The sequence below is a fragment of the Kordiimonas sp. genome (genome assembly GCF_965216265.1).
Classification (GTDB): domain Bacteria; phylum Pseudomonadota; class Alphaproteobacteria; order Sphingomonadales; family Kordiimonadaceae; genus Kordiimonas.
This window is the reverse complement of the sequence record NZ_OZ244153.1, coordinates 2,729,848-2,748,654: the sequence shown is the minus strand read 5'-3', so window position 1 is coordinate 2,748,654 and position 18,807 is coordinate 2,729,848. Positions and strand designations below refer to the sequence as shown.

Here is an 18,807-nt window from a genome sequence, read left to right as displayed (position 1 = left end):
AGACGTGACCCGGCTTATTTTATTTACTCTTCCATCTCTTCGGCTTGCTCATCAGCTTCATCATCGGCGTAGGAGCGATCAAACGCGGCAGATAGGAACAAGGCGTTCAGGAACAAGCGCTCAGAACCCAGATAGGTCGCGCGGAAATTCGGGTCATCTGCGAACAAAATAACGGCACCGTCGCCCATACGTTCCGCCGTCAGCATCGGTGTACCCTTCAGCTCATTCAAGCGACGGTCAGACGAATAGCCACTGATGAGCGGGCTATCCGTATAGACCGCGACCTGCGCGTACGGGTCTTTTGGCACCGGCAGGACAAACGTGGTGTTCTTGTTGGTGGCCATACTGCGGCGCACGAGCCCGAACCCAAGCGGATGGGTGATATCCAGGTCGCTTTCGAACACCGCACCACCGATCACATCTTCTGCGTCCTTCTGGCCTTTCTGGGCATAGGAAAGCCGCTCAGGCGTCTTGTTGTCCTTATCGTCCTTCTTCTTGTCGTCCTTATCGGCTGTCAGGTTCTCGGCCGCCCATTTCGCGCCCTGACGGCTTGCAACCACAGTGCCGCCCGCTTTGACCCAGGCCTTGACGTCATCTACCATGCCTTTTGGCAAGCCTGAACGCCCACCCACGAGGATGAGATGCGTGTAACGGTTCAGGTTTATCCCGCTGAGCCGGTCTTCGCGCACGAGGGTGACAGGCATTTTCATCTTGTGGTCAAGAAGGTGCCATACCTCACCCGCGTCATAAGATGACAAACGGCCACCCACCACCAGAAGCGGCTTCACAGGCTTGAGGTCAGCGACAGAATTGCGGCCACCAAGGTCAGCACCCACATTGAGCGTGTGGCCGGATGTGGCAGCGAACACTTCAATGCCGTCTTCTTCCGTCATTTGCTGCATCATGGCGTGGATGCTTGCGCGCGGCACTGTTTGCAGGTCGTTGGCAACGATCACCGCACCCCGGCCAAACTTCACCACACCGCGTGTGGTCTGCACCTCAATCGGTTCCTTCGCAACACGGGCCATCACACCTGCATCCAAAAGGCGTGCCACAGCCCGCGGCGCATAATAGTCCGACCAGCGGAACACATAGGCGTATGGCGCTTCACCAGGGGAAACGAGCGAACGTTTTTCGCTACCATCGGCCACAGCGCCCAGTTTACCGCGCAGGCTACCGGTCACCGCCGCATAATCAAGCCCGTACGCGGCAGGCAGCGTCCAGCCAGATACATCATAGAATACCTTGTCCGGGAACTCGGTGATCTTACCAAAAAGCGCTTTTGCCATGCGGTATTGTGGCTGGTCCATCGGCACAATATAAGCGCCAGCACCAAAGGTGCGGCCTTCAGCCTTTACGTCGCCTTCAAGCTTGTATGCCGCCACGCGGTGACGCGACAGGAACGTCAAGAACATGTTCAGCCGCACCGGGTCCTCGGGTGCCTGGAACACATACCCCTTCACGTCATCGTCTTTCACAAAACCCGCAACGTTCGCATAAAACTCGCGCTGGTAGGCATGCAGTTTGGTGCGCATCGCCGCTGCACCCTTGATGGTGGACAGGCTTGTGCGGAAGTGTTTCAGCACATTGTCGGCATAGGTTTTGATGCCCTGGTCACTTTCGCGCGCGATCCCCATCTGGGCCCCGGCTTCATAGAGAATACCAAGTGATCCGTTGATCTGTGGGTAGGTTGAGCCCTTGCCCACATAATAGTTGTCAAACCCTTCTTCCGAGAAATAGAGCGTGCCCGCTTTATCAAGCGTCGCGCGGTGATAGTTTGCGATCTCAACCAGCAACTCGCGGCCCTTCGCAGGGATCAACGGGTGTTTGCGTGTTGGCACACCGGGGTGGAAATAATAGGTACTGTTGCCGCCCATCTCGTGGAAGTCACCTGAAACCTCGGGCTTCCATTCATGCCATTTGGCAAGCCACGCCTGGCTTTCAGGCTGGGTCTGCAACAGCCACTGGCGGTTCAGGTCAAACCAATAGTGATTGGTGCGCCCGCCCGGCCAAACCTGATTATGCACCTCATGCGCCGGGTCAAGCGCACGAATGTCTGAACCATACTGCGTTACCCACGCGCCGCGCCGGGCGTGCCCGTCCGGGTTAAAGACGGCGGTAATCAGGATCACGCTGTTTTCAAGTGTTTCTTCCATCTCTGGGACTTGCGCAGCGGCGAGGTGGTAGAGCGCAGGGATCGCCGCGTCCATACCGCTCGATTCCGCGCCGTGCACGCCGTAGTTCAGCCATGTCACCACCGGCAGGTCATCTGAGGCCTGATCGGCTGTCGCGGGGTTTGAACGTTTGATGTGGTTCGCGCGAATTTCATCGATACGAGCGAGATTTTCAGGGCTGGAGACAGTGATAAACAAAATCGGCCGACGCTCGTGGCTGTAGCCGATTGTTTCCACCGTCATGCGCGGGCTTTGTTCCACCACCTCGCGCATATAAGAAACCATCAGGTCATGGCGCACTGGCTGGTCGCCAACACCATGCCCAAACACTTCTTCAGGCTTCACGATGCCCTGATCATATTCAACACCCGGCACCAGGAAATAATCCAGCGGTTCGGCTTTTACCGGTACGGCAAACGCCATCGCCCCCATGCCAAGTGCAGCTGCCAGCTTCAACAGTCGTGCTCGCATTTCTGTCCCCTATTTTTTCAAATCGTTATAATTGATCGGCTCATGCCTGTTCAGGCTGGCCGCAATGTCGGGCATGTCATACTTCAGCCCGTTGCCACAGTTAAACAGCACCACCCGGTCGCCCGCTCCCACACGGCCATCAGATAGTGCCTCTTTGTATGCAGCATAGGTCGCGGCGCCCTCAGGGCAAACCAGCACACCCTCTCGGGCGCCAATTTCCATTCGCGCCGCTTCAATCTTGTCGTCATCTACCGCGATTGCAAAACCGCCACTGTCCCGCACCGCATCAAGGATCAGGAAATCACCCACAGCAACAGGCACACGTATACCGCTCGCGCAGGTATGGGCGTCCTGCCACAGCACGGCGTGGCGCTCACCGTCTTCATAGGCTTTCACGATAGGTGCGCAGCCGGTGGCCTGCACCGCCACCATGCGCGGGCGTTTTGCACCAATCCAGCCCAGCGCCTCCATCTCGGCGAAAGCTTTCCACATGCCAATAAGGCCAGTGCCGCCGCCAGTTGGGTAGAAAATAACATCTGGCACGTCCCAGCCAAGTTGGGCCACAAGCTCAAGTCCCATGGTTTTTTTGCCTTCAATCCGGTAAGGCTCCTTGAGGGTTGAAAGGTCAAACCAGCCCATGGCGTCCTTGCCTTCGCCCACGATCTTGCCGCAGTCATTAATCAGGCCATTCACACGCCAGACCTTGCCGCCCTGAAGCGCAATTTCCTGCACGTTCACGTCCGGTGTGTCATCGGGACAGAAGATATAACTCTCCATCCCCGCCCGCGTGGCATAGGCCGCCATGGCAGACCCCGCATTGCCGTTTGTGGGCATGGCAAGGCGCTTAAGCCCCAGCTCCTTCGCCATGGAAACCGCCAGCGCAAGCCCCCGTGCCTTGAAACTGCCAGTGGGCAAACGTCCTTCATCCTTGATGAGAATTTCTCCGCTCACGCCCAAATTGCTCGCGAGTGCCGCGCAGGCAATCAGCGGGGTGTCATCTTCCCCAAGGGCGATAACATTTTCACTGTCCCGTACCGGCAAAAGCTCACGCCATTTCCAGAAACCACCGGGCCGGGCCCATATCTCATCGCGGTCAAGCTTCCCCCGCATGGCCGCAAGGTCGTAGCGCACCAGAAGCGGGCGCCCCGCGCGGGAAAGGCCGTGCAATGTTGCAGGCTTATAATCACTCTCACCGGTCAGGCCACATTCAAGATGGCTGACATAATTAGAATATACTGGCATTTCACCCCCGACCTGTTAGGCCCCACAGCCTAGGCGTTGTTCATTTCTCAGACAAGTGCTTGACGAAACCTGCCTCCATATAAATTTTGAAACCTATGGAAAAGAAAATCACATGTGTGTTATGTGGTCGCCAAATCGGGAAAGCTGTTGAGATGCATCATCTTATCCCGAAGTCAGAGGGCGGCCGTGTGACAGTTCCGTTACATCCTATTTGCCACAGGAAGGTTCACGCCCTATTTAACGAAAAAGAGCTGGCAAAACACTATGCCACTATCGAGGCTCTTCGGTCGGTGGAAGAGATCAGACGCTTTGTTGCATGGCTTCGGGGGAAGCCACCTGATTTTTACCGCAGGACCGAACCTAAAGGGGGACGCGGGCGCAAACGTTAAGACCGTCCGTATAACAACGTGGGTATTTTATGATCACCAGGCCACCCATCACCTATGAAAAATGGGGACAGTGCGGAAAATATTTCGAGTGGAACGACCACCACGTATTTTACCAGCGTGGCGGCAATGGTGAAGTGCTGCTCACAATCCACGGCTTCCCTACCTGCGGGTGGGACTGGTGCTGGATATCCCCGAGCCTTGTAAAAAACTTCCATACCATCGTGCCTGACCTTCTGGATTATGGCCGCACGCTCAATAGTCTCAGGAAACCCTGCTCGATCATGGATCAGGCCGACATGCTTGAGGCCCTGATGGCGCATCGCGGCATTGATGAAGTGCACATCCTCGCGCATGACGTGGGCGACACCGTCGCGCAAGAACTGATCGCGCGTCATAATGAAAGCTCACTTTCTTTCCGCATCAGAAGTGCGCTGTTCCTCAACGGTGGCATGCTACCGTCCCAACATCGCCCTCGCAAGGTGCAGAAGCTGCTGGCCGGGCCGTTCGGGCCATTGATCTCGCATCTTTCGGGCAAATCCTCCATGCTGCGTGGCTTTACGGAGGTTTTTGGCCCCGACACCAAACCAACCGGTGTTTCGCTTGACGAATTCTGGCCTGCCATGGTGGGCGTGAACGGTCGCAGTGCGCTGGCACGCCGCATCCGCTATATGGCGGAACGTGTTGAGCATGCCGACCGCTGGGTTGGCGCGCTCAAGGAAGCGCAAATCCCCATGATGCTCATCAATGGAGTGGAAGACCCGGTATCAGGCGCGCACGCAGCCGATGCGTTTGAGAAAACCCTGCCGCATGTGAAGGTCGTGCGCTTGCCTGGCATTGGCCACTTCCCGCAGATTGAGGCGCCGGAAACCATCGCCGAGCTTGTGGACCAGTTCCATGAATGCATTGTGCGCAATGGTTACCTGAAACCAACAGAACTGAAAGAAGCTCCCGGCGCGCATATGCTTGGTGCACGCACGCTTCTGGCTTGATCTCCCCATCATCTTTGGTGTTAAGTAGCCATAAGGGGAGATGTTATGAAATCACATACTTCATATCTGCGCGCCGGGGCGACCCTGTCGGCCCTCTCTGCGCTCACCACCGCAATCCTAATGTATGGCCCCAATGCGCCTGCAACAGATGGCTTCGATGCCGCGCAGAGCCTGCATAACAACGGTCTTTATCTTTATAAAAAATGGGTCCTGTTCCTGCATCCCCAGTTTGCTTTTCTGGCCGCACTGGCCGTAGGCATTACCATGTTTCGAGACCGTGCTTTCCTGATGGTGGCAACCCTTTTCTACCTTGGTCTTTGGGCTTTTACGGAAGTAAGCCAGCAAGCCTATATCATCGATGCGCTCAATCAGATGTGGCGGCCAGCCTATCTGGCTGCGGAAGGTGAAAGCCGCGAGCTTTGGCGAACACTGATAACCGGCATGCGCGGCATCTCTGACAGCCAGTATTTTGTCGTGATTTTCGCCTTCGGCGTTGGCACCTTGCTCTTTGGGTTCGCTTTCACACAGCGCGACCCGCTCAATATGTTCCTGCGCTACGGCATGATCGCAATCGGCATCATGAGCCTTGTATCTTTCCTGTCTTACTACGCGGGCCTTATAGCGGCAGGTAGCCTTGTCGGAGCATGGTACGGTTATGTGTATGGCCCCTTACAAATCGCGGTCCGCCTTGCGCTGGCTTTATGGCTGTGGCGGGAAGCGTCAGCCCATAACCAAAAGGCATAGGCGCGAAAAACCTTTTGCCTTGACCCATAGGGCGTTTTGGGAAACGGTGGCCCAAAATAAGGGTCCGCCATGCACGATCAGCTTCAACATCCACCTGCACCACCGTCTGCGCCGTCTTCCGGGCCTGATGAAGGCCCACAGCCGCGCGTAATTGCGGCTTTCCTGACCATTGTTGCGGGCACCGTGCTGGGCCTGTCTGGCATTGACCTTGTGCTGCCTGCCGTGCCGCAACTACCCGCTATTTTTGGCACCAATATCGAGAACGCACAGCTTGTGCTTGCGAGTTATGTGGCGGGTATGAGTGTGGGACTTTTGATGTTTGGTTCCCTGTCGGCCCATTTTGGCAGGCGGCGGCTTTTCATTGCCTCGCTGGCTGCGTTTGGTGCGCTGTCGCTTATGGCAACGATGACAGACAACATCCATGTGCTGAATATCATCCGCTTCTTCCAGGGCGCAGCCGCAAGCGGCGGGGCCGTACTGGCCCCCGGCCTTATTCGCGCACTGTTTTCCGAAATTGGTGCCATCCGCGCTGTCAGCGCCATGGGCAGTATAGAATCGCTCGTGCCTGGCCTGGCGCCCATCGCAGGGGCGTGGCTTTTCAAGGAATATGGCTGGGAAGCGTCTTTCTCCATCACCGGTACGCTGGTGCTGGCGATTTGCCTGATTGTTTTCCTTATCCCGTCCCTTCTCCCCCACATCGGGCAAAAGAAGGGAGACACAACCTCAAGCTATATGCGGGTGATGCGCAACAAAACCTTCCTGCGGTACGCCGTAAGCCACGCGCTTATTCTGGGCGGGCTTCTGGTGTTCGTCTTCTCTGTGCCCGCTGTTGTGATCAAAACCATGGACGGCGTGATTGAAGACTTCATTCTCATGCAATTTGTGGGGGTGTGCCTGTTCATTGTATCAGCAAACGCAAATGGCAGCCTGGTGAAGCGGTTTGGCAACGAGGCGGTGATTTCCGCAGGCACAGATATCTCGCTCTTCGGTACGCTGGTACTGTTTGGCTATGCGCTCTTTGGCGCCAACGACCCGCACCATCTGGCTTATATGTTCTGGATACTCAACCTTGGCCACGGCATCAGAAGCGGGCCCGGCTTTGTGCGCGCGCTGGCTGCCACCCACGGTGATGACGACCGGGCTTCTGCGCTTATTATATTGTGGACGATGATGCTGGCGGCCGCTGGCACAGCCATTGTTGCACCCTTCATCGAAATGGGGCTTGCTGCCGTTACCTTCGCCCTTGTACTCATTGTTTTGCCCGCGCCTATTTTGATGCGCACCCTCGCACCGATGGGCGAGGACGGGCGCGATACCAACCCCGTTTGAGTGAGACCAGCTATGTCCCGCATTGCTTATGTCAATGGTGCTTATGTTCCCCACGATGAGGCTGTGGTCTCGATCGATGATCGCGGCTATCAGTTCGCCGATGCGGTGTATGAGGGCGTGACAGTTCGCAAAGGCCGTATGGTTGACCTTGAACCGCACCTGGACAGGCTGGGCCGCTCAATGCGGGAACTGGCGATGGCTGCACCTATGGAGCGGGCACCCATGCGCTTTGTGTTCAGGGAAGTTATTCGCCGCAACCGCGTGACGGACGGTTTTCTCTATATCCAGATCAGCCGCGGTGTCGCCCGGCGCGATCATGCTTTCCCCACCAAGCCAACAATGCCCAGCCTTGTTGTCACCTGCAAACGCCTGAGCGTTGATGGCGTGTTTGCCCGCGCGGCCAAGGGGGTAAAGGCATTCTCGGAAAACGATATCCGCTGGGGCCGGTGCGATATCAAATCCACCTCCCTGCTCCCCAACATACTGGCGAAACAGGCGGCCAAGGAGAAGGGCGGCTTTGAAGCCGTGCTGGTAGACCGGGACGGCTTTGTGACCGAGGGCAGCAGCACCAACATGTGGATGGTGCGCAAGGACGGCACATTGGTAACCCGCTCCACGGATGATAACATCCTGCCCGGCATTACCCGCGCTACACTCAAAAAGCTGGCAGAAGAAATGCAGATCAAGGTGGAAACCAAAGCCTTCACGTTGGCGGAGGCAAAAGCCGGTGCCGAGATGTTCCTCTCAAGCTCAACGGGCTGCGCCATGCCGATTGTGGAGTTGGACGGCCATAAGATTGGCGACGGGACACCAGGCCCCATCGCCAAACGATTGATTGAAGCTTACCGGGCCTATATGGAAGCCTGATCAGGCTAAAACCCGGTAAGCCTTGGCTTATGCCTAAGCGTCCGCTTTCGCGCTTGAGCCCCAGCCCCTGCCAGCCATAAAGGCGAGCACGACGGCAACAATCGCGTTGTTCACGAGATGCATGCCCATGATTGGCATACGGGTGTCTTGCGGGAAGTCTTTCAGCATGGTGTACCAATTGCTGTCTGTTGCCACCAGATAAAGCCCGATCATAAGGCCAAAGACCACGGCAGCCTTCATGTCGCCCGACCCGACGGCTTTATCAAACAGCCAGACAACCACCACGGTTTGCACCAAATGGTATGCCATCACGGCCATGCCCGTTTCTTCCATCGGTTTCATCGCGGCTTCCGCTGCCATAAAGGCATCTGCCGCAATAAACATCGGCCCAACGGTGTAAAGCACGCCATATACAATGTACGCTACAACGATATTCAGGATAAATTTACCAACGTTCATAGGTCCCTCCCCTTAGTTGTTGGTTGTGCCCCTTGAGGGTCTATCCTCGCAAATCCTCCAGTTTATTGTTGTTATGCGTCTGCTGGTGATGCTTCGCCAGATGGCCCGTGAAGCTTCGCCAGCACCATGCCGACAACCGTGCCGACAAATAAGTGAATGACTATGGAATAAGGAAGCGGGGCCAGCGACATCTTGAGCCCCATATAGGTGGTGAAATCGGTCGCAGCCAGATAACCGCCCATCAGCAGGCCAAATTTTGCACCCGTTTTGATGCAGTTTGATGCAACAGCCATATTGAAAAGTGCAACGACGATAATCGTCTGCACCAGATGCCCGAGCATGCCGTACATCGCCATGCCCTCAGCTTCAGGTCGGAACATGTCGGCATTTGCCATATAGACGTCCAGAAAGAGAAACGCCATCAGCCCCATGTAGAAAACACTGTAAATTACGAACGCGACTACAACACTTAAAATAAACCGCCCTGTGCTCATTGGTCCCTCCCCCTAAAGCGTGGCTGTTAGTCTTTGGTGTTTATTTCGTCCTTTTCTTTGGCGCCTTTACTCTCAAGCGCCACATTTTCCGCCTCACTCGTCTCATTATACGTCACACTTTCGACCACAGATGTGGCGCGCGCGGCATCAGTAGGTGGCTTCTCATGACGTAAATGTACCACACGTTGTGGGAAGGGGAACTCAATTCCATTCTCGTGGAATTTGTCCCATATCCTGAGCATCACATCGCTTGCGATATTTGAAACCCCGTTTTGTGGGTCTTCGATCCACATTCTGAGCTCAAGATCCACACCGTCCGACCCAAATTCACGCAGCAATGTGCGGGGTGCAGGGCTTGAAAGCACGCGGCTTTCCTCGCTTGCAGCCTCGTTCATCAGGTCCATCGCTTGGCGGAGATCACTATCATAACTGACCTGTACCGGGATACGGCGGCGCACCAGCCTGTGGCTGTGCGACCAGTTCACCACAGACTGGGTGATCATATCCTCATTTGGGATCAGATATTCCGTCCCATCCCGCGTGATCACGCTGGTATAGCGTGCCGCCAGGCGGTTGATGGTACCGTAGGTGCCCTGCGTTTCGATCACATCACCCGGCTTGATAGAGCGGTCCATAAGCAAGATGATGCCGGAGATAAAATTCCCCACCACCTTCTGCAAACCAAAACCGATACCAACACCAAGTGCGCCACCAAAGACCGCGAGGGCGGTAAGGTCGATGCCCGTGGCGTTGAGCGCGGTGAGGAAAGCGATAGAAACCAGCAATATTTTGCCGGATTTGGTCATCAGCACCCGCGCGCTTGGCGGCAGCGTGGAAAAATGAACGATCTGTTTTTCCAGAAGAGCCGAAAGCGCTAGCGCGCCCCAAAGCAGCACTGAAAAAGTGACGATGCCCTGGAAGATATCAAGTACACTGACGGTGGCGTCACCTAGCGGCAGCTTGGCGCTTTCAAGCACAATCATGATCGGGTCCAGAAGCCCGACGATATTCAGCGCTGCCAGTGTCCAGGCAATGCCCGCCACAAGGCGCGCGAGCTCCCGGTTCGCGATCAGGCTTACCGCGAGGCGGATCACCAGCCATGCGGTAAACAAGCTTGTCGCGATGGAGAGGATATAGGTTCTGCCGACGAAGGGCTCAAGGATCAGAACCGCGGTCCACATCAGCATGATGGCCATGGCGGTTGAGAAAATGGAATGCAGGAAGCGGGCGCTGAACTTCTGCACAATCGGTTTGTCGCCAAAGGCCTTCAGCACGCCCTTCAGGATTTTGCCGCAAGCGAACCGTGAGGCAAAAAAGGCAATTGCCACGATGGCCACTTCAGCAAGATGAATGGGCTCAAAGAGATTGGCCTGCAACCAGACCCAACTCTCGTTCAAAAACGCTATGAATTTCGCCCTAAGGTCTTCTCCCATATCGGGAGTTTAGCGTCGTGCGCGGAAAAAGTCTCTAAGCAATTGTGAGGCTTCTGCTTCCAATATGCCGCCATATATTTCCGGCTTATGGTGGGTGGTGGGATGCGAGAAAATCCGCGCGCCCACCGTTATGCCGCCGCCTTTGGTGTCATCAGCTCCGTAATAAAGCCTGCGGATACGCGCAAACGCAATGGCCTGCGCGCACATGGCGCAGGGCTCAAGCGTGACATAGAGGTCGCAGCCCTCGAGCCGTTCAGACCCAAGCAGTTTTGCCGCCTGCCGGATGGCGATCATCTCCGCGTGCCCAGTGGGGTCATGCGGCCCCACAACATCATTGCCCGCGCGGGCCAGCACCTTGCCGTCTGGCCCCACAACAACAGCGCCTATGGGCACCTCGCCGCGCTGGGCGGCTGCGCGCGCTTCATCAAGAGCGGTATGCATATGCGGAAAATGATCTATCATGCGCCAGTGTTAGCGCGAAACGTCCTCGCCGCCAAGGCACCCATCACCAGACACATGATTAAAAGTGCCACCTTCCCATCCGAAGCTCAGAGCATCATCCGCGTTGCCCCGTGACACATCAAGTTTGGAAGGTTCTCCATATGCGCGTTCAAGCAGGTATGCTCTCCCTTCCGTGCTCGCGAGCACCTCGGCTGAAAAATGACCAACCCTCAACGTCAGACGGCCACCGGCATCGCATATCGTTGCGTCCCCATAAGCAGGGGACTTATAGGTGCCGATAAGGTCTGATCTTAGGGCGGCAGCCTCAAGGCTGGTGGCTTTCCGCAAGGCGTCTTCCCGAATACGCATACGAAAGTGCGCATAACCTGCCTGACTTTCCACCCTGCCTTCAAGCCGCCTGCTGGCATTATCGTCTGCCGCCTCAAGACCAAGAGCATAATCCACCGCCTGCTGAAGGGCGTTCCAGCCAAATGTCCAGCCATAGGCGCGGGCACCATTGATGGAGGAAACCACCAGGTTGTCGTCAGGCAGGAAAACCATAAAGATCATCATGCCGTTATAGGTGCCACCATGGTAAAAGACACGGTGACCGGCATAATCACAGGTTTGCCAACCAAGGCCATATCCGTCACAGGTCATATCGGCATATTTTTTGGCCGGTGTGCGTTCCGCATAAGCGGTTTGTGCAGTGTTATATACCGCCGGATCAAACACCGCCTTGTTCAGATTGGCCTGAAGCCATCTCACCGCATCATGCGTGGAGATGAAATGCCCGCCCGCCGGATGCATCAGATCATCCTGCTTTGCAGTAGCAACCGACCAGCCTGTTTTTGACAATGGGTTGAAATGATTACCAAGGCCAATATCGGCTACCGGGATTTCGCTCGGTATATTGCTCGCGCTTTCAAGTCCCAGCGGGCGGTGAATATCGTTCTTCAGCCAGTCTTTCCAACTACGGCCCGTCTTGCGCTCAAGTACTGCAGCGTAAATCAGGTATCCCAAGTTGTCATAAGAGAAGCCGGATTCGATTGGCACTGAGTGCTGCTCGAGAATTTCTTCAAAGTCCGCAATAGCGGTACCACCGATATAGGCGGTACGTATGACAAGCGGGTCATTCTCAAAGCCAAAATTGTGCGACAACAGCATACGCATGGTGATCGTTGCTGGGTCGATTGGATCAGGGAGACCAAGTTCAGGCCACTCATCTGCCAGTGTGGCGTCAAGGGACAGAACGCCCTCGGCATCCAGTTTGGCAGCCAAAAGGCCCATGAAACTTTTACTGACCGACGCAATATAAAGCCGCGTATCCATATCCAGCGGCACATCTCCACCAGCGACCTTGTTACCGTGCAAGCGGCTATAAAGTAGCCTGTCACCACTTGCCACCGCCAGACTATAGCTGGGCGGCGCATAAGGGCTTTGTTCCATCTCGGCCATGAAGCCATCAAGCTTGTCGGAGAGGCTGTCAGCTTTCGCCAAGCAGGAAGACGCCAGCAGGAGACCGGCACCCAAAAGGCGCCAAGGCATGCTCGTTGTTTTTCGGTTCATTTTTTGTCCTCGTTATCGTCGTGTATATTTATAGTGACCCCCACTTGATGTGAGTTTCTACTACAGTTGTAGTTATTGACTGCAAGGTCAAGAAAAAAGTCAGGACTGTTAACGGCGGCGCAGATTCAGTTGCACGCATTGGGGCACAGCCCTATTGTGCGCGCAAATTACATAGGCCAAAGACACATGAGCAACGAAGACCAAAAAGGTGAACGCATCGCCAAAGCCCTTGCCCGCGCGGGCGTGGGTTCACGCCGCGATGTTGAGCGCATGATCGAGGAAGGCCGTATCTGGCTTGATGGCAAAAAGCTGGAAACAGCGGCCGTGCTTGTGACCAGCCTCAAAGGCATCACTGTTGACGGTGAAGCCATCGGTCTTGTTTCAGACACCAAGCTGTGGCGCCTGCACAAAAGGCGTGGCACACTCACCACCCACAAAGACCCGGAAGGCCGCCGCACCGTGTTTGACCAACTGGCCAAACATATCGGACGCGTGATTGCTGTGGGCCGGTTGGATATGAACACCGAAGGGCTGCTGCTGCTCACGAACGATGGGGAGCTCGCGCGCTATCTTGAGCTGCCGTCCAACGAGCTTATCCGTCGCTACCGCGTGCGGGTGCATGGCCGGGTCAATGAAGATGCGCTGAAGGCGCTGTCTGACGGTGTAACCATCGATGGCACCCACTATGGCTCGATCGATGCCAGGCTTGAACGCGTACAGGGTACGAACGCCTGGCTCACAATCGCGATCCGCGAAGGTAAAAACCGTGAGGTACGCCGGGTGATGGAACACATGGGCCTTGTGGTAAACCGGCTTATTCGCACGCATTATGGGCCCTTCTCGCTCGGCACACTTAATGACGGTGCGGTCGCACAGGTGCCAGAGAAGCAGCTTTATGAAGTGCTGGACGGCTTTTTCAAAGGCGCGACGCAAAGCATTGCAGCGCCAGAGAAGAAACGCGACCCCAGCAAATGGGCAAAAGCGAAACCCAAAACAAAAGTACGCTTGGGCGCCAAACGCAGGTTTCGCAACCGAAATGATGAAGGTGACGCAAGGTCCACAGATCGTCGGGGTGCGAAAGCAGACCCCTTGAGCGGCAGGGAAAACAGCCGCCGCCAGAACCAGAGCGAAAAGGCACGAGACGGCAAACCCGCAAGCAGTCGCCGGAGCGCAAAACCCGAAGGTACAGGTGCCCGTACCGGCGCAAAATCCGGTGCGAGATCAGGCGCAAGGCCCGGTGCAAGACCAGAAGGCAGGCCCGGCGCTCGCGGCCCCAGGAAAGCTCGAGATAAATGACACGCATCATCGCAGGCCTATATCGTGGGCGGCGGTTGAATGTGCCTGATGGTCGCGATATCCGCCCCACCACAGACCGAATGCGGGAACGCCTGTTCTCCATGCTCACCCATTCACGTTATCCGGACATGCAGGGTGCAAAAGTGCTCGACCTATTCGCGGGGACCGGCGCGCTTGGGCTTGAGGCTCTGTCGCGCGGCGCCGCGCACGCCACGTTTGTTGAAAAAGCCCGCACGTCGCTTGATTGCATCAAAGGCAATATCGAAGCGCTGAAAGCGCAGGCTGATTGCACCGTCATGCCGCTTGACGCCAGCAAACTGCCGCCCGCAAAAGAAACATTCGACTTCATTTTTATGGACCCGCCGTACCGGCAGGGTCTGGTTTCGCCCACCCTTGAAGCCATCACAGCGGGTGATTGGCTTAGCCTAGACGGGGTTATCGTTTGCGAGCTGGCGAGCGATGACAGCTCGGAGTTGCCAACTGGTTTGCAGATCCTTGATGACCGCAAACAGGGGCAACAGCGGATTATTTTCCTCGCACACCGATAGTTTGACGAAGGGCACGCCGTACCAGCCGCGTATCAGATGTGATCACGCAGAAGGTCCTTATTGAAATTCGGGCTGAAGTTTGGTCATGTGCCGGGGTTGCAGGCTAATCCTGTCGTGTCCGTTAACCGGCTTGTACCCCGGCACAAATCTCGTTCCTCGTGCCGCATGGCGGCACAGTTGAGTATACAACCTCATCCTTGGCATGCACCCCTCCGGTGCATGCCTTTTTTACACGCAAAAAGCCCCGCTTGAAGCGGGGCTTTCCATAGTGGAGACAGCCCCTGAAGGCTGTCTCTATATTGCATCAGTGCTTAGAACTTAACCCGCGCACCGAAGAAGAAGCGACGACCAAGTACATCGTAAACGTCAGCTGCCGTATCTGTACCGGTTACGTTGAATGTTGTACCGGAAAGCAGGTTTGGTGCTTTGTTGTCGAGCAGGTTGTCGATACCGCCATAAACTTCAACAGTGTCGTTGATGCGGAAGGCAGCGTTCAGGTCGAGATAGATCTCTGCACCCACGGAGATATCGTCTGGCTCAAGACCGAAGGCAGCCAGGAACTGGTCATCTTCGTAGGACTTACCAAGGTAAGTACCGGTCAGGCCGATATCAAAACGCTCATGGCTATAGGTCATGTTCGCTGTGAAACGGTGCTTGGGATCGCCGATTTCACCAACAAACGGGTCACGGTCAGCGCCAGGAATTGGAACTGTGTAGCCGTTGAAGTAGTTGGTATAAACGATGCTTGAACGCAGGTCACCGGTGATGCCGAGGCCTTCAAGGCTCGTCATGTGGCGGATCGAAACGTCCAGACCTTCAGTTTTCAGCGCACCACCGTTGAAGAGAGGCGCGTTGATGAACTCAAGCGAACCAGCACTGTTGGTAGCGGTTGGGGCCGCACGGCGCTCGATCAGGTCACAGAAGGACTGCTCGCCCTGACCATAACACTGGTCGAGGATGAACTGACGTGGCGGTGCCACGATCGCGTCTTCGATTTCGATGTTGAAGTAATCAACCGTCACAGTGAAATTGCGGAGCATTTCAACGCTGTTTGGCGTGATGACAACACCGAGAGTGATCGAGTCAGACTTCTCTTCAAAGAGGTCAGCGTTACCGCTGTTGAAGCCGCTGATACCCTGAAGATCAGACTGGTTCAGCGTGAATGTGCCGTTTGCCGCGATGTTAGCGAGAACGCCAGCATCCGCACGACAGTTATCACCTGCTGCACCACCACCCGTTGCGCCAATGCCGGCACATGGGTCTGTGAGGCCTGATGGGAAGGTTTGTGACGGGCCAGTGTAAAGCTCACCAATGTTCGGAGCACGTACGGAACGAGCGTATGTACCACGGAACTTGACGTCTTCAATCGGGGACCAGTCAAGGCCAAGGCTGTAGGTGTATACCGTGCCAACAGTGGAGTAGTCAGAGAGACGACCAGCCGCACGCAGGTTCATGCTCTCAGCGAAAGGCAGATCTGCGAGGATTGGAATGTTCACCTCAGCGTACAGTTCTTTAACATCGAAGCTACCAAATGTATCCGGAAGCGCGTTACCCGCGTTCAGGCCAGCATTTGTGAGGGCATCGTTGTTCGCTGAGCTTGTCTCTTTACGGTATTCACCACCGATAGCAACACCCAGTGGACCAGCAGGCATTTCAAACAGCGCGCCAGAGATGTTGGCGTTGATCACTTGTTGTGAAATACGTGTTTCAAGTGTCTGGTCAGCAGCGATGTAGTTGATCGCGGCCTGAGACGCTGAGTTATGGCCCCAAATGTTTACAGGTACACAACCTTGTGCACGGGCGTCAGCGCTCGCACAGATAGCATCCGTTGTTGAACCGTCGTTATCAAGGTCGTTTACGTCTTGAACAGCTGCAAGCGCGCTTGCGAAGTTCAGAACGTTAACCTGGCCGTTGGACTGCTGTGATTCACTGGTGCGGCCATATGTATAAGCAACATCCCAGTTGAACTTGTCGTCCATGAAGGAACCTTCGAAACCAGCCGAGAAACGGAAAGTATCGCGGTTTACGCTACCGTTACGGGTACCGAACTCAAGCAGACGCCGGGCGAAGCTGATGTCACGGAAACCGTCACCATCGCTATCAACCGCATCGTTCACAATCGCCGTTGGGATCAGTGGGTTCACCATCATGGTGCCGCCTACCATTGTCTCAATGTTCATCAAGCCGCCGGAAGCTGGGTAGATATTGTCGGAACCAAGAGCAAACGGCTCGATCTCACGGGAAGAACGGGTGTTTGCATAGGTGCCTTCAGCAAAGAAGGTGATGTCTTCAGTCACCTCATAGTGACCGCGCGTTGCCATCAGATAACGCTCAACCGGCACAGCAATTGTGCGGTAGTTCTGACGGTTGAAGCCGTCTGGGCCAATCGCCTCGCCAGCTGCGTCACCACAAGAGGCAGGTGCTGTACCACCGTTTGTACTGAAACATGGACGCAGGTTGTTGTCTGCATCAAATGTCCAGGTGGAACCGCTGCCTGTATCGAAACGGCCTTGTGGAGGGAAACTAGACAAGAACGGTGCAGATGACGTACCGAAGTCTGCTGGGTCGCCGGTCAGACGGAAGAGGTCGATATCATCCATTTGCGTGTTTTCACGCTCGCGGGACAGAACACCCTTCTGGTCGGTGTAACCGATGTGGAACATCATGTTACCACGGTCGTCAGCGAAGTTGCTGCCAACAGTGATGTTCGCTTGATAGTTCTCGTCATCACCTTCTTCGGTCACGCCGTACTGTGCGCTGGCTTCGATGCCTTCAAAGTCTTTCTTAAAGACGAAGTTAACAACACCCGCAACAGCATCAGAACCATAAAGAGATGACGCGCCACCTGTCAGAACGTCTACACGCTCGATGAACTGGGTTGGAACGATGTTCAGGTCAACCGTTGCTGTACCTGGGCGACCAGACACAACGCGACGGCCATTGAAAAGCACGAGCGTACGGTCTGAACCGAGGTCACGAAGGTCAACAGTTGCAGCACCGGTACCTGACGTCAGGAACGCAGAGTTGGAACGGCTAAGGCCTGGAACACCAAACTGTGGGCTTTCAAGCAGCAGGTCCTGAATGTTTGCAACACCGGACTGACGAATCATCTCGCCGCCGATTACGTGTACTGGGGATACGGAAGAGATGTCTGGAGACACGATACGTGACCCTGTTACCACCACTTCTTCAAAGGTAGTTTCGTCGGCAGCAGCATCCTGTGCAGATACAGCGCCTGTAAGTGAAAGCGCCAGCGCAGCAGCAATACCAGTGCCACCCAACAGCTGAGCCTTCCGAGCTTTATTGGACAAAGTTGTCACTTTCTTTCCTCCTGATTTCTAGCCCTCTGTGACGAGGGAAGAGGAAGGAGTAGCGACATATTTTTATTTTCCGAAACGTATAACCTTAAGAACTACTACTTAAAGAATGATGTAATTCGTTCGTGTGGCCAAAAAAACACAAATAATAACATAGGTATTATTACTAAAAGCTTACGTTATTACTTTGGTTTATTACTTTATATTGATGCTGAGCGAGCAGATTTGCACGTATGGGGTGCAAAAAATGAATCACCTTGTTTCGCCTGGCTGCTGAGTTGCCAAAATCACCAAAGACCACCATCGCCCCCTAACCAGCTGTACTAACATCGCTTATAGTTTCAAATTTTAGTCTAATTGCGTGATTTTGTCCCACGCTGCCCCCTTGAAGCGATGATAATTTCGCGCAATATCACTCGTCAAAGTATCAATGAACTATTGAGACAAACCTAAAGACTAGATCAAGTTAAACTGACGTTACCCAAAACTAAACCAGTCATCCTCGCACAAGGAGGCTGAAGGGAAACAGACCACCACCGGCCAGGCCCCATATTGGTCCCAAGTAAAATCGGCGGGTGAAATACACCACATCGGACTTGGTATCGACCCCGCCTATCTGGCATCCGGATACATCACTCCACTCAGACCAACGAACGAGGCCCGCCATACAGACCCACCCTGGTCGGCTTCCGGCGATATCTGGCTTCGAATCAAGGTAGAATTCTAATCTTTAAACAATTTTATGAGGTTTCATGCCTGATCGAATGTCTTAGGTAGGACACCGGAGGCTAGGTGGTTCGATTCAATAATATAACTAAAGTACAGAATACCTATTCTGGTATGTCTTTTTACATAATAACTAAACTATTGAAATAAACTTATAGTAATAACTATATGTCTATGTGATCAAATTGTCACTTTTTCATCATATATTTCAATCTAGTCTTTAATCTTCCTAATAAAAAGATTGTAACCTTCAGGCTATATCGCACAGCCTCTCCTCTGTGCCGCGATGGATGGGCGAGGAATCTATCCACACAGGCAC

At 54.8% G+C, this 18,807-nt stretch carries 15 protein-coding genes; 7 read left to right on the top strand and 8 right to left on the bottom strand.

Annotated elements, in window-relative coordinates:
• Positions 1-23: 23 nt before the first annotated feature.
• On the bottom strand, positions 24-2,645 hold the full coding sequence (locus tag ACOOGA_RS12780) for a M14 family zinc carboxypeptidase (protein WP_420428804.1): 2,622 nt from the start codon (positions 2,643-2,645) through the stop codon (positions 24-26).
• A gap of 9 nt (positions 2,646-2,654) precedes the next feature.
• Entirely contained in the window at positions 2,655-3,887 is a 1,233-nt protein-coding gene (locus tag ACOOGA_RS12775) for a threonine synthase (RefSeq protein ID WP_420428802.1), read from the bottom strand.
• Positions 3,888-3,982: 95 nt separating this feature from the next.
• On the opposite strand from ACOOGA_RS12775, the gene ACOOGA_RS12770 reads away from it, so the two are divergent.
• From ACOOGA_RS12770 to ACOOGA_RS12750, 5 genes are all read left to right on the top strand, one after another.
• Positions 3,983-4,276 (top strand): HNH endonuclease, encoded by a 294-nt coding sequence (locus tag ACOOGA_RS12770; RefSeq protein WP_420428800.1) that lies wholly within the window; start codon positions 3,983-3,985, stop codon positions 4,274-4,276.
• Between the two features lie 29 nt (positions 4,277-4,305).
• On the top strand, positions 4,306-5,265 hold the full coding sequence (locus tag ACOOGA_RS12765) for an alpha/beta fold hydrolase (RefSeq protein ID WP_417459892.1): 960 nt from the start codon (positions 4,306-4,308) through the stop codon (positions 5,263-5,265).
• 45 nt (positions 5,266-5,310) lie between these two features.
• Positions 5,311-6,009, top strand: a complete 699-nt coding sequence (locus tag ACOOGA_RS12760) for a hypothetical protein (RefSeq protein WP_417459891.1) — start codon at positions 5,311-5,313, stop codon at positions 6,007-6,009.
• Positions 6,010-6,078: 69 nt separating this feature from the next.
• On the top strand, positions 6,079-7,338 hold the full coding sequence (locus ACOOGA_RS12755; RefSeq protein ID WP_417459890.1) for an MFS transporter: 1,260 nt from the start codon (positions 6,079-6,081) through the stop codon (positions 7,336-7,338).
• A gap of 12 nt (positions 7,339-7,350) precedes the next feature.
• Positions 7,351-8,205, top strand: a complete 855-nt coding sequence (locus ACOOGA_RS12750) for a D-amino-acid transaminase (RefSeq protein ID WP_417459889.1) — start codon at positions 7,351-7,353, stop codon at positions 8,203-8,205.
• 33 nt (positions 8,206-8,238) lie between these two features.
• Here ACOOGA_RS12750 and ACOOGA_RS12745 read toward each other — a convergent pair whose 3' ends face one another.
• The 5 genes from ACOOGA_RS12745 to ACOOGA_RS12725 all read right to left on the bottom strand — a co-directional run bounded on the left by ACOOGA_RS12745 (position 8,239) and on the right by ACOOGA_RS12725 (position 12,601).
• Positions 8,239-8,664, bottom strand: coding sequence for a hypothetical protein (locus tag ACOOGA_RS12745; RefSeq protein ID WP_417459888.1), 426 nt, complete (start codon positions 8,662-8,664; stop codon positions 8,239-8,241).
• A gap of 71 nt (positions 8,665-8,735) precedes the next feature.
• Positions 8,736-9,158 carry a hypothetical protein gene (locus ACOOGA_RS12740; protein ID WP_417459887.1) on the bottom strand — a complete coding sequence of 141 codons (423 nt, stop codon included), beginning with the start codon at positions 9,156-9,158 and terminating at the stop codon, positions 8,736-8,738.
• A 26-nt stretch (positions 9,159-9,184) separates the two neighbouring features.
• On the bottom strand, positions 9,185-10,555 hold the full coding sequence (locus tag ACOOGA_RS12735; RefSeq protein ID WP_420428798.1) for a mechanosensitive ion channel family protein: 1,371 nt from the start codon (positions 10,553-10,555) through the stop codon (positions 9,185-9,187).
• 45 nt (positions 10,556-10,600) lie between these two features.
• Positions 10,601-11,032 (bottom strand): nucleoside deaminase, encoded by a 432-nt coding sequence (locus ACOOGA_RS12730; protein WP_420428796.1) that lies wholly within the window; start codon positions 11,030-11,032, stop codon positions 10,601-10,603.
• A gap of 30 nt (positions 11,033-11,062) precedes the next feature.
• Positions 11,063-12,601, bottom strand: coding sequence for a serine hydrolase (locus ACOOGA_RS12725; RefSeq protein WP_417459884.1), 1,539 nt, complete (start codon positions 12,599-12,601; stop codon positions 11,063-11,065).
• Positions 12,602-12,787: 186 nt separating this feature from the next.
• Between ACOOGA_RS12725 and ACOOGA_RS12720 the strand changes: the two genes are divergently transcribed.
• The gene (locus tag ACOOGA_RS12720) at positions 12,788-13,897 is read left to right on the top strand and encodes a pseudouridine synthase (RefSeq protein ID WP_417459883.1); all 1,110 of its coding nucleotides are present in this window, start codon (positions 12,788-12,790) and stop codon (positions 13,895-13,897) included.
• Positions 13,894-14,445: a 16S rRNA (guanine(966)-N(2))-methyltransferase RsmD gene (gene rsmD, locus ACOOGA_RS12715; RefSeq protein WP_417459882.1), complete on the top strand. Its 552-nt coding sequence runs from the start codon at positions 13,894-13,896 to the stop codon at positions 14,443-14,445. Before ACOOGA_RS12720 ends, rsmD begins: the two co-directional genes overlap by 4 nt.
• Before the next feature lie 311 nt (positions 14,446-14,756).
• Here rsmD and ACOOGA_RS12710 read toward each other — a convergent pair whose 3' ends face one another.
• Positions 14,757-17,765: a TonB-dependent receptor domain-containing protein gene (locus tag ACOOGA_RS12710; protein WP_417459881.1), complete on the bottom strand. Its 3,009-nt coding sequence runs from the start codon at positions 17,763-17,765 to the stop codon at positions 14,757-14,759.
• Between the last annotated feature and the right edge of the window lie 1,042 nt (positions 17,766-18,807).

Coding starts and splice junctions, on each gene's coding strand:
- ACOOGA_RS12780 (WP_420428804.1), bottom strand. CDS start 2,645: ATGCGAGCACGACTGTTGAAGCTGGCAGCTGCACTTGGCATGGGGGCG.
- ACOOGA_RS12775 (WP_420428802.1), bottom strand. CDS start 3,887: ATGCCAGTATATTCTAATTATGTCAGCCATCTTGAATGTGGCCTGACC.
- ACOOGA_RS12770 (WP_420428800.1), top strand. CDS start 3,983: ATGGAAAAGAAAATCACATGTGTGTTATGTGGTCGCCAAATCGGGAAA.
- ACOOGA_RS12765 (WP_417459892.1), top strand. CDS start 4,306: ATGATCACCAGGCCACCCATCACCTATGAAAAATGGGGACAGTGCGGA.
- ACOOGA_RS12760 (WP_417459891.1), top strand. CDS start 5,311: ATGAAATCACATACTTCATATCTGCGCGCCGGGGCGACCCTGTCGGCC.
- ACOOGA_RS12755 (WP_417459890.1), top strand. CDS start 6,079: ATGCACGATCAGCTTCAACATCCACCTGCACCACCGTCTGCGCCGTCT.
- ACOOGA_RS12750 (WP_417459889.1), top strand. CDS start 7,351: ATGTCCCGCATTGCTTATGTCAATGGTGCTTATGTTCCCCACGATGAG.
- ACOOGA_RS12745 (WP_417459888.1), bottom strand. CDS start 8,664: ATGAACGTTGGTAAATTTATCCTGAATATCGTTGTAGCGTACATTGTA.
- ACOOGA_RS12740 (WP_417459887.1), bottom strand. CDS start 9,158: ATGAGCACAGGGCGGTTTATTTTAAGTGTTGTAGTCGCGTTCGTAATT.
- ACOOGA_RS12730 (WP_420428796.1), bottom strand. CDS start 11,032: ATGCATACCGCTCTTGATGAAGCGCGCGCAGCCGCCCAGCGCGGCGAG.
- ACOOGA_RS12725 (WP_417459884.1), bottom strand. CDS start 12,601: ATGAACCGAAAAACAACGAGCATGCCTTGGCGCCTTTTGGGTGCCGGT.
- ACOOGA_RS12720 (WP_417459883.1), top strand. CDS start 12,788: ATGAGCAACGAAGACCAAAAAGGTGAACGCATCGCCAAAGCCCTTGCC.
- rsmD (WP_417459882.1), top strand. CDS start 13,894: ATGACACGCATCATCGCAGGCCTATATCGTGGGCGGCGGTTGAATGTG.